8 protein-coding genes are annotated in these 9,550 nt (G+C 70.7%); 4 read left to right on the top strand and 4 right to left on the bottom strand.

From position 1 onward, the window contains the following. A partial coding sequence (locus E1285_RS40305; RefSeq protein WP_165966959.1) for a 3'-5' exonuclease occupies nucleotides 1-1,213 on the top strand: 1,213 nt, incomplete at its 5' end. Nucleotides 1,214-1,232: 19 nt separating this feature from the next. Here E1285_RS40305 and E1285_RS40300 read toward each other — a convergent pair. The 3 genes from E1285_RS40300 to E1285_RS40290 form a co-directional block, all read right to left on the bottom strand. Beyond that, nucleotides 1,233-1,781: a TIGR03086 family metal-binding protein gene (locus E1285_RS40300; protein ID WP_243723389.1), complete on the bottom strand. Its 549-nt coding sequence runs from the start codon at nucleotides 1,779-1,781 to the stop codon at nucleotides 1,233-1,235. 100 nt (nucleotides 1,782-1,881) lie between these two features. Beyond that, nucleotides 1,882-3,399 (bottom strand): serine/threonine-protein kinase, encoded by a 1,518-nt coding sequence (locus E1285_RS40295; protein ID WP_132159870.1) that lies wholly within the window; start codon nucleotides 3,397-3,399, stop codon nucleotides 1,882-1,884. Nucleotides 3,400-3,434: 35 nt separating this feature from the next. Beyond that, nucleotides 3,435-5,453 (bottom strand): N-6 DNA methylase, encoded by a 2,019-nt coding sequence (locus E1285_RS40290; RefSeq protein WP_243723388.1) that lies wholly within the window; start codon nucleotides 5,451-5,453, stop codon nucleotides 3,435-3,437. A 173-nt stretch (nucleotides 5,454-5,626) separates the two neighbouring features. Here E1285_RS40290 and E1285_RS40285 point away from each other — a divergent pair, with 173 nt between their 5' ends. The 3 genes from E1285_RS40285 to E1285_RS40275 all read left to right on the top strand — a co-directional run bounded on the left by E1285_RS40285 (nucleotide 5,627) and on the right by E1285_RS40275 (nucleotide 8,082). Continuing rightward, nucleotides 5,627-6,499, top strand: a complete 873-nt coding sequence (locus E1285_RS40285; RefSeq protein WP_132159869.1) for an RNase H family protein — start codon at nucleotides 5,627-5,629, stop codon at nucleotides 6,497-6,499. Nucleotides 6,500-6,515: 16 nt separating this feature from the next. Next, entirely contained in the window at nucleotides 6,516-7,187 is a 672-nt protein-coding gene (locus tag E1285_RS40280) for a DUF4352 domain-containing protein (RefSeq protein WP_132159868.1), read from the top strand. A 91-nt stretch (nucleotides 7,188-7,278) separates the two neighbouring features. Continuing rightward, nucleotides 7,279-8,082 carry a DUF6082 family protein gene (locus tag E1285_RS40275; RefSeq protein WP_132159867.1) on the top strand — a complete coding sequence of 268 codons (804 nt, stop codon included), beginning with the start codon at nucleotides 7,279-7,281 and terminating at the stop codon, nucleotides 8,080-8,082. Here E1285_RS40275 and E1285_RS40270 read toward each other — a convergent pair. Next, nucleotides 8,062-9,550 (bottom strand): amidase family protein (locus E1285_RS40270; protein ID WP_207947175.1); only part of this gene is annotated, 1,489 nt, incomplete at its 5' end. The two genes, E1285_RS40275 and E1285_RS40270, sit on opposite strands and share 21 nt — an antisense overlap.

Raw genomic sequence — 9,550 nt, 5'->3', positions numbered from 1 at the left:
GGGCGGGCGGGTGCTGCTGACCACCTTCACGCGGAATCTGGCCGAGGCGCTGGAGAAGCAGCTCGCGCTGCTGGTGGACGATCCCGAGGTGCGGGATCGGGTGTACGTCAAGAACGTGGATTCCGTCTCCTACGAGGTCGTGGGCAGGCACCACAAGCCCGCGGTCGCCGGGGACGACGTGCTCAATCCGCTCTGGGAGGAAGCGGCGGAGGGGACGCCGTTCTCGATCTCTTTCCTGAGCCGGGAATGGGAGCAGATCATCCTCGCGCAGGGTCTTGAGAGCGAGGAGGAGTACCTCGCCTGTACGCGGACCGGGCGCGGTGTTCCGCTTGGTAAGGCGCAGCGGGCGGTGGTGTGGCGTGCGCTCCGGCATGTGGTGGACGGGCTCGCGGCCGAGGGGAGGTCGACGTTCCCGCAGCTCGCCAATAAGGCGGCCGAGTTGGTGGCCGGGCCGGAGTACGACCATGTGATCGTAGACGAGGCGCAGGACATCCACACGGCGCAGTGGCGGCTGCTGCGGCGCCTCGTCGCGGAGGGGCCCGACGATCTGTTCGTCGTCGGGGACCCGCACCAGCGGATCTACGACAGCCACGTGTCGCTGACGAGTCTCGGCATCAATGTGCGGGGGCGCAGCACGAAACTGAAGCTGAACTACCGCACCACACAGGAGATCCTGGCCTGGTCGGTGCCGTTGCTGGGATTGGCGCCGGCGCAGGGGCTCGACGATTCCGCGGACACGCTTGACGGCTACCGGTCCCCCATTCACGGGCAGCGTCCGGTCGTTAAGGGTTACCCGGACCGGGACGCGGAGCTGGACGGGCTCGTCGAGCAGGTGCGGGCCTGGCTGGACGCCGATGTGGAGCCCAGCGCGATCGGCGTCGCGGCCCGCTATGTGTGGGTGGCGAGAAAGGCCGCGAAGCGGTTGAAGGAGGAGGGCATCGCCGCGTATCAGGTGCCGAGCAAGACGCAAGGCGTGCAGGTCGGCACCATGCACAGGATGAAGGGGCTGGAGTTCCGGTGCATTGCGGTCATCGGGGCCGATGAGAAGTCGATGCCGGCGGCTAAGGCCATCACGCCCGAGGGTGAGGACGCGAAGGCGCACGCGCAGGACATCCAGAAGGAACGCTGCCTGTTGTTCGTGGCCTCCACCAGGGCGCGTGACCATCTGTACGTGTCGTACTCGGGTACGCCCAGCCCGTTCCTGCCTGCGTGAGGCCGCTGCGGCCGCTGGTTCAGCGGAACGGGTTCCGCCCGCTGATCGCGAGGATCCGGTCCAGGCGGGCCGCGCCGGGGGGCGCCTCAACCGCGTCCCCCCACAGCTCGGGTATGGGGGCGTTCGGGACGAACTCGGCCACATGGTCGAGACACGCCTTCAGCGTGTCGTCAGGCAGGTCGATGTCGCGCCCGATCGATTGAGCGATGTCCCAGCCGTGGACGACGAGTTCGGTGAGCGCGATCTTGCCCCACAGCTCGTTCGGCAGTTCGACACCCGGGCCCTCCGTGCTGCCCCGCCACGCGTCCGGGTCGTCCCAGGACTCGCCGAGAACCTGGACGCGCTTGGCCACATCGGCCCGTGGCCCGTCGGCGAGGTCCGGCCGTCGAACGGCGGTGGCCTGCTCGCCGCCGTCATTGCGCGCGATCCCGGTGAATCCCCGCGCCACCTCGTCGATGTGCTCGATCAGGTCGCCGAGGTCGTACTCGGTACAGGGGGTCGGATTGGCGAGCTGGTCGTCGCTCACGGCGGCCAGCAGGTCGGTCATCTGGCGGCAGGCCGGCTTCATGTCGATCAACAGATCCTCCTCGCGTTGCGCCTTCGCCGAGGTAGACCGTCAACGCGACCGGAACTCATCGGTGCCGCCACCGCCACAAGCCTGGGCTCGCCTAGTCCGTTCCTGCCTGAGTGAGGTCGTGCAGGAGGGTTCGGAGGCCGTCTGTCTGCGGGTGGTCGTCGCCGTAGCGGTTGGTGAGGTCGTCCAGGAGTTCGGTGAGTTCCTTGCGGGCCTGGTCGGTGTCGCCTGCGGCGAGTTTGAGGCGGGCTGTGCGTTCGCGGATGCGCAGGGTCACGGGGTCGTAGGGGCTGCCGCCTGAGAGGTCGTCCAGGAGTTCTTGGAGACGGTTCAGGGCGGTGCCGGTGGCGCCGAGGTGGGCCTGGCAGATCGCTTCCTGTTCGCGGCAGGTCAGGACGATCGGGTCGTCGGGGCCGTGCCACTCGGCCAAGGCGACGGCGGCGGCGCGGTAGGCGTGGACGGCCCGGCGGTAGTTGCCGCCCCGGAAGAGCACATCGGCGAGGTCCAGGCGCAGCCCCATGTACTCGGGGTCCTCGTCACCGAGGGCCAGGCGGGTCGGTTCTGTCAGGTCGGACAGGAGTTCCGCCGCCTGCGTGTAGCGGCCTTCGTCGGCCAGGCCGCCCGCTTCCGCGCGCGCTTGGACGACCGCGTCGAGAGTGGGGAGCCTGGCTGGTTCTTCAATACGGGTGACCGGTGTTGGCGGGCCGGTGATCTGGATTCGGCTGACGGCGCTGGCATACAGATGTGCCGCCGGGACGACCGTGTCGACGATGCCGGGGAGCGGTTCGAGGGTCGAGACGAATTCCAGGAGGCGCTGGTACACCTCGTCGGCATTCGGCGGGCGGTCGCCTGGTTGTTTGGCGAGAAGTTGCAGGACGAGTGCGTCCAGCCCGGGTGGGACGTCGTGACGCAGGTGGCCGATCGGGGTCGGGTCCTCGTCCTCGTGGCGGCGCATCACCTCGTAGGGCGTTGTGCCGGGGAAGACCTGGCGGCCTGTGAGCGTCTCGTAGAGGACGCAGCCGAGGGAGTACAGGTCGCTCTGCGGGCTTGGACTGCCGTACACCTGCTCCATGGCCGTGTAGCCGGGCGTGTAGGGCGCGCCAAGGCCGGTGGTGGTTCGCCGTACGTCGCCAGGACCGAGCCCTACAGCGGCACCGAAATCGAGGACTTTCAGCGAGCCGTCCGGGCAGAGCATCAGGTTGCTGGGCTTGAGGTCCCGATGGACGAGTGGACGGCGGTGTGCGACGTTCAGCACGGCGCAGACCTGGGCGCCTATCAGCGCGGCCCACGAGGTTGGGAGTTTCTCCTCCGCGTCGAGGACGTGGTCGACCGTCATGCCCTCGACGTACTGCATCACCAGGTAGAAGCAGCCGTCGTGGCTGCCGAAGTCGTAGACGGTCGGGACGCCGGGATGCTCGAACCAGGCCGTGCTGCGGGCCTCCTGCTCGAACCGCGCTACGAGCGACTCGTCTGAGACGCGGGTGAACTTGACCGCAAGGCGCCGGTCGAGGAAGCGGTCGTAGGCGCGCCACACCTCGCCCATTCCGCCGCGCCCGATCGCCTGATCGAGCTCGTACCGCTCGCGTTCCCCGAGGAGATCGCCCCGCCGCAACGCCCACCTCCACTGCCCGTCCTCGGCAGCGTACGTCAGTCGGAAGGTCGCAGGGCGCCGGCGCCGAGGCCTTCCAGGCCGAGACGGAGCACGTCCGCGCCGAGGGCGTGGGTTTCGCGGAGGGCGGCCTCCAGGTCGGTGAGGCGCCGGAACGCGCGGCCCAGTTCGGCCTGTTCGTCCGGGGTGAGGCGGGGCAGGCGGGCGCGGCGGACGTCGAAGCGGGCGGACGAGGTGGAGCTGCGGAGGCGGGCGCCCTGCGCGCCCAGCAGCAGCCAGCCCGCGACGAAATCAGGGTCGGCCCGGGACGGCTCGACTCGCACCAGGGCCAGGCCGGGGCCGAGAACGGGGCCGCCCTCCGGCATGACGCGCGCCACCGGATAGCGGGCGGCCAGGGAGACGACGATGTCCCCGGTGGTCACGCGTACGTGGTCGTCGTCCGGTGCGGTTGTGCCTGTGGGCTCGCTGCCTTGCGCGATGTCTTCGAGCGTCAGGACGGGAACGGTTCCTTCGCCGCTGCCCCTCGCAGAGGGACGGAGTATCTGGAGCACACCGGCTTTGGCGAGTTCACCGATCGTCGTCATCGGGGTGTCGTCGCGTGCCTGGGTCAGCGTGAGGGCAGACAGTCCGGCGACCGTATCCCGTAGTTCGGCGGTCTTCGTTAGCAGGAGTTCCTGTGCGGCGATGAACGAGCCCTCCGAGGCGGGGGCGCTTCGCTGCGGAAGGTAACGCGCGGGGGTGAGGTCGACCTCGTCGTCCAGCAGGTCGATGATGCGCACGACGACGCTTGCGTCCGTCCCATCGGGCTTGCCCTTGAGGTAGCGGTGCCAGGCGTTCGCGGCGACCTTCTGGAAGTTGTCCGGGTCGGCTGAAGTGTCGACCATCAGAACGTCGTCCGGAGGGCTGTCCCCAGGGGACGGACGGCGCAGAACCCACACGGTCAGCGCGACCGCCATGTTCGGCACCGCGCCGGGCGGCAGGCCGATGACGGCCCGGAGCGTCCCACGGCGGAGCAGTTCGGCCCGGACGCGGCGTCCGGAGCGGCGGTTCGCGACGGCCGGGGGCATGAGCAGGACGACAGTTCCGCCAGGACGGACGTGGGCGAGACCGTGTTGCAGCCACGCCAGTTCCGATTCCATGCGGGGTGGAAGCCCGTACTCCCAGCGGGGGTCGCCGGTGAGTTCCTCGTAGCCCCAGCCCCGGTCGTTGAAGGGCGGGTTCGTGGCGACCAGGTCGACCGTCCGTCCGGGGAAGGCGTCGGCCAGGAGCGAGTCGCCCGCGTGGATCTCGGCGGGGGCGCCGCGCAGGGCGAGCTGGATCGCGGACATGCGCGCCGTCGTGTCGTCGATCTCCTGGCCCAGGAGCTGCTCGACGTTCTTGAACACCTCGTTGGCCATGCCCAGGTACGCGCCGGTTCCGCAGGCGGGGTCCAGGACGGTGCGGGCGGGTCCGCCGAGTTCGAGCATCAGCCGCACGACCGGTTCGGGGGTGAGGTAGACGCGGCGGCTGTGGTGCTCCAGGTAGCGGGTGCGCAGGAACTCGAAGGCCTCCGCGACGCCGAGTTCGTCGACCAGCTGGCACACGGCGCGGACCAGGGGGACGGGGTCGGCGGGCTGGACGTCCGGTACCAGGTCGGTGTGGGCGCCGACGGCGCCGGCGAGGGTGCCCGCGATCTTCTCGTCCGGCGCGGACGCCAGCTCGCGCCAGTGGCCGGGGTCGGCGCGCAGGTAGAGGAGGAAGGCGCCGGCGAAGGTGAGCACGTCGGCGAGTTCGACGTCCCCGTAGGCGGCGGCGCGGAGCGTTTGCCAGACGCGCTCCTGGACGGGTGAGTCCGTGAGTTTGCCCTGGCCGCGGAGCCAGTCTTCGACTTCGGCGAGGGAGAACGTCGGGCTGACCGCCGTGCCGCCGACCGGCTGGGGGAAGTCGTCGTGGCGGCGGCGCCAGTTGCTCACCGCGGCGCGGCCGACCGCGGCCAGCCGCGCGATATCGGCCGCGGTCACCGTCGCGTCGTTCGGCACCGGCACTCCCATCAGCGGACAGCCCTCGATGATCTCCACCCTAGCGCCTACCACGGCCGATGTGGCGGTTGATCTCGTTCACGACACCGCCCCGAGGACACACCTAGCGCACTCGTGTGAACGGCTATTTTTCGGTTGATTGCGTTCACAGTCTCCTGTGTGGTTTGCTGTGTACAGCCGATCTACTTCCCCTCCGAGATCAGCGGGAGTTGATGACGATGCACGTCCCGACGATGTCGTTGCGCGAGTTCGACGACGCCCAGCACCTGATGCCACCCGGCCTCGCCGGGCGGACCCAGCGGATGCGCGCCTGCGCGACCCGGGCCGCCTGGTGCGGATGCTGCGGCGTCGCGCGGCGGCTGCTGCGGCTGGGCTTCGCCGCCGTCCGGCACGGCGACGGCGAGACCGCGGAGGTGCTCGTCACCGAGGCCGAGCACTACCTCGGCGACGGGCGGCACCCCGCGAACTGCCCGCAGGCGCCGCCGCGTCCCGCGGTGCGCGACAGCAGGGCGCCGGCGCAGGGGCAGGTGCCCGGATGGACCGGGTCCCCCGGCGCTCTCGTCGCCGCCACCGACGCGAGCTGGAAGCACGGCACCTGCGGGATCGGCTACGCCGCCGGCGACGGGCGGTGGGGCATGCGCGGCTGGACGTTCGGCCCCCAGGACCCGACCGGTCCCCGCAGGGTGCTGGTCAGCGAGCTGCGGGCCGTGGGCCTGCTGCTCGACCGCGTCGAGGACGGCCGGGACCTGGTGCTGCTCGTCGACAGCCTGTCCGCGCTGCGGTACCTGCGGGCGTGGCGGCGCGGCGACACCGGCCTGATGCCGGACGGCTACGACCTGCGGCCCCGGCGGTCCGGGGCGGCGCCGTCGCTGGTCCGGCTGACCCGGCAGGTCGTGGGACGGCCCGGCCTGCGGCTGGAGTACGTCAAGGGCCACTCCGGCCACCCGCTGAACGAGACCGCGGACTCCCTTGCGTCCATCGCCCGGCGCCGCGTCACCGAGACCTTCGATTCCACCGCCCGCGCCGAGGGCCTCGTCGAGGCGTTCCTGCACGCGTGGCACCGCACCGGCGGCATCGCCGCCTGAACTTCCCGGAGACGACATGAATTCTGACCAGTACGGCCCGTACGGCCCGCGGCGTCCCGGCCCGCCCCCGCCGCCGCCGGCGTTCGCGGTCCCGCCGCAGAAGCAGCGCGGCAAGGGATGCCTGTACGCCTTCATCGGATGCGTGGCGACCCTGTTCCTGATGGTGTCGTGCGTGGCGGTCGTGGCGAACAGCGGCGGCTCCTCCGACCCGGCGGCCACGTCCGAGACGTCGACTCCGGCCAAGGGCACCGCGAACGGCGGCAAGGACGAGGAGAAGAAGGTCAAGAACGGGGTCGGCCGCGAATACCGGGACGGCAAGTTCGCCTTCACCGTCACGAAGGTGAAGAAGGGCGTGAAGCAGGTCGGGAACCAGTACCTCGGCGACACCGCCCAGGGCCAGTTCGTCATCATCTCCGTGACGGTGAAGAACATCGGCGACAACGCCCGGACGTTCACCCACCACAATCAGACGCTCATCGACACCAGGAACCGCGAATTCGAGGCCGACCCAGAGGCGTCAATGTGGTCGGAGCAGGACACCAAGTCGTTCCTGCAGCAGATCAACCCCGGGAATTCGGTCAAGGGCAAGCTCATCTACGACGTCCCGCGCGGCACGAAGCTGAAGGCCGTCAAACTGCACGACTCGATGTTCTCCGGCGGCACCACCGTCCCCCTCGGCGGGAGGTGACGGCACCGGACCCTCGGAACCGATCAGATCGAGGTGACGTCGGAATGTGGCGAGCAGTACCTAGTCGGGCGCGGTCAGGGAGGATGCGGCAGTGGCGGATCTGCCCAATGTGTCGTTCTGGGAACGTGGCGAGCGGCAGCGACTCCGGCGGGGGCTGCTGGTCGGCGGCGGCGTGCTGCTGTTCCTGGCCCTGCTGGGCCTCGTCGCCGCCTCGCCCGTGCTCCTGTATCAACTGGGCGAGGCCGGAGGCGTCGACTGGAACAAGATCGGCGCCATCGGCGATGCCTACGGCGCCGCGGCGACCCTGGTCACCGCCATGTCCCTCCTCGGTATCGCCGTCTCCCTGCTGCTGGGCGTCAAGGACTCCCGGACCAACCGCGCCCAGGCGATCCGCACCTTCCACTTCGAGCTCATCCGGACGCAGCTGGACGACCCGGACCTCCTGTGGGCCAACGGGTGGCCCCGGCCCGAGATGCGCAGCGACCAGGAGCGCACGGTCACACGGGTCCGGCAGCACCTGTACGCCAACCAGTGGCTCTACTTCTATCTGATGCAGTACGAGCTCAGAGTGCTGTCAGAGGAGAACCTTCGCACGCTGCTGTCGAACGAGTTCTTCAACGGGGAGGTCGGCAGGCAGTACTGGGTTTCGACGGGCTCGACGTTCACGGTCATGAAGGGCCGCCGAATCAAGCGGTTCTTCCGGATCGTCGAGGAGGAGTACCGGCACGCCCTCGACAGCGGCCGGGAACCGGTGCCCGCCAGCGGACTCCCCCCGGCCCTCGCACCGGCGGGCCGCCCCTCCCGGCTTCCCGCACTGGGTGCGGTGGCGACCGTCGTCGCCGGCGCGGCCGCCGGCGCGGCCGGCGCCACGGCCCTACGCCGGATCCGTCGCTGATGCGGGCGGTGGCCTGCGCGCGCCGGCCACCCGTTCGTACTCCGCCGCCAGGTCCAGCACATGGGCGTCGGCCCCGCGCCCGCCCATGAAGGACACGCCGGCGGGCAGCGATCCCACGAAACCCGCGGGAACGGAGATGCTGGGGTAGCCGGCCGCGGCGGCCGGGGTGGACGTCGGGACGAACTCCTCGTCTCCCGCGCGGCAGTCGATGCGCCAGGCAGGCGGGTTGCTGGGTGCGGCGAGGGCGTCCAGGCGATGACGCGTGAGCAGTTCGTCGATCGAACGCGACGCCCGCTCGTCCAGCTCGGCCCGCCGGGCACGGTGCCCTGGGTCGTCGGGCCCCGGCGCGGCCAGGGCCTGCTCGAAGAGCTCCAGCCCGGAGAAGCACGCCCGCTCCAGCGGGTCGCCGCGATGGAAGTCGATCAGTTCGGCGAGTCCCTCCGGTGCGTCGTCGCGTGTGCGCAGATAGCTCTCGATGTCCCTGCGGAACTCGCCCGGCAGTATCCCGGCCTGCAGATCGAGCAGCGGCCGCACCTCGATGTCCACCTCGGCCACCTCCGCCCCCTGCTCCCGCAGCAGATCCGCTACGCGGGTCATCAACCGGTCGACACCGGCGCCGTACGCCGGCATCCGCCATAGGCCGATCCGTGCCCCCCGTAGTGCCGGCCGGTCACCGAGGACGCGCAACGAGCGGTGATCTTGGAGCAGCACCGACAGGGTCAGCGCCGCATCGCCGACGTTCCGGGCGATGGGCCCCGCAGTGTCCCGGGCCCGGGACACCGGTACGAGACCCGCCGTGCCGACCAGGCCCAGGCTCGGCTTGAACCCGACGACACCGTTCATCCCCGCCGGGCACACGAGCGAGCCGTCGGTCTCGGTGCCGATGGCCACCTGGGCGAACCCCGCCGCGACCCCGGCCGCCGAACCCGACGACGAACCGCTGGGGCTGCGGTCCGGCGCGTAAGGATTCCTCGTCTGGCCACCGACCGCCGACCACCCCGCGACCGCACCGGTGGACCGGAAATTCGCCCACTCCGACAGGTTGGCCTTGCCGAGGATCACGGCCCCGGCGGCGCGCAGCCGCCGCACCACCTCCGCGTCCCGCGCCGGCCGCCGGCCGGCCAGAGCGCGGGAACCCGCCGTGGTCGGCAGGCCGGCCGTGTCGATGTTGTCCTTGAGCAGCACCGGGATCCCGTCCAGCGGCCCCCGCAGCGCGCCGGCGGCCAGCCGACGGTCGGACGCCGCCGCCTGCGCGGACGCGGTCGGATCGACCGCCAGCACAGCCCGCAGGACACCATCCGCGCGGCCGATCCTGTCGAGGTACGCCTCGGTCAGCCCGACAGCGTCCACGTCCCCCCGCAACCGGCGCAGCTGCAACTCGGGGATCGACCAGCGGTCCAGATCAAGGCCGTCACCGTCCGAACCGTCCCGGTAGACCGCCATGCCCCGCCCCTTCGCTCCCCCACGC

Source organism: Actinomadura sp. 7K507 (genome assembly GCF_004348425.1).
Lineage (GTDB): Bacteria > Actinomycetota > Actinomycetes > Streptosporangiales > Streptosporangiaceae > Spirillospora.
The sequence above is the reverse complement of the archived record's forward strand: the minus strand, read 5'-3'. Positions and strand labels throughout refer to the sequence as shown.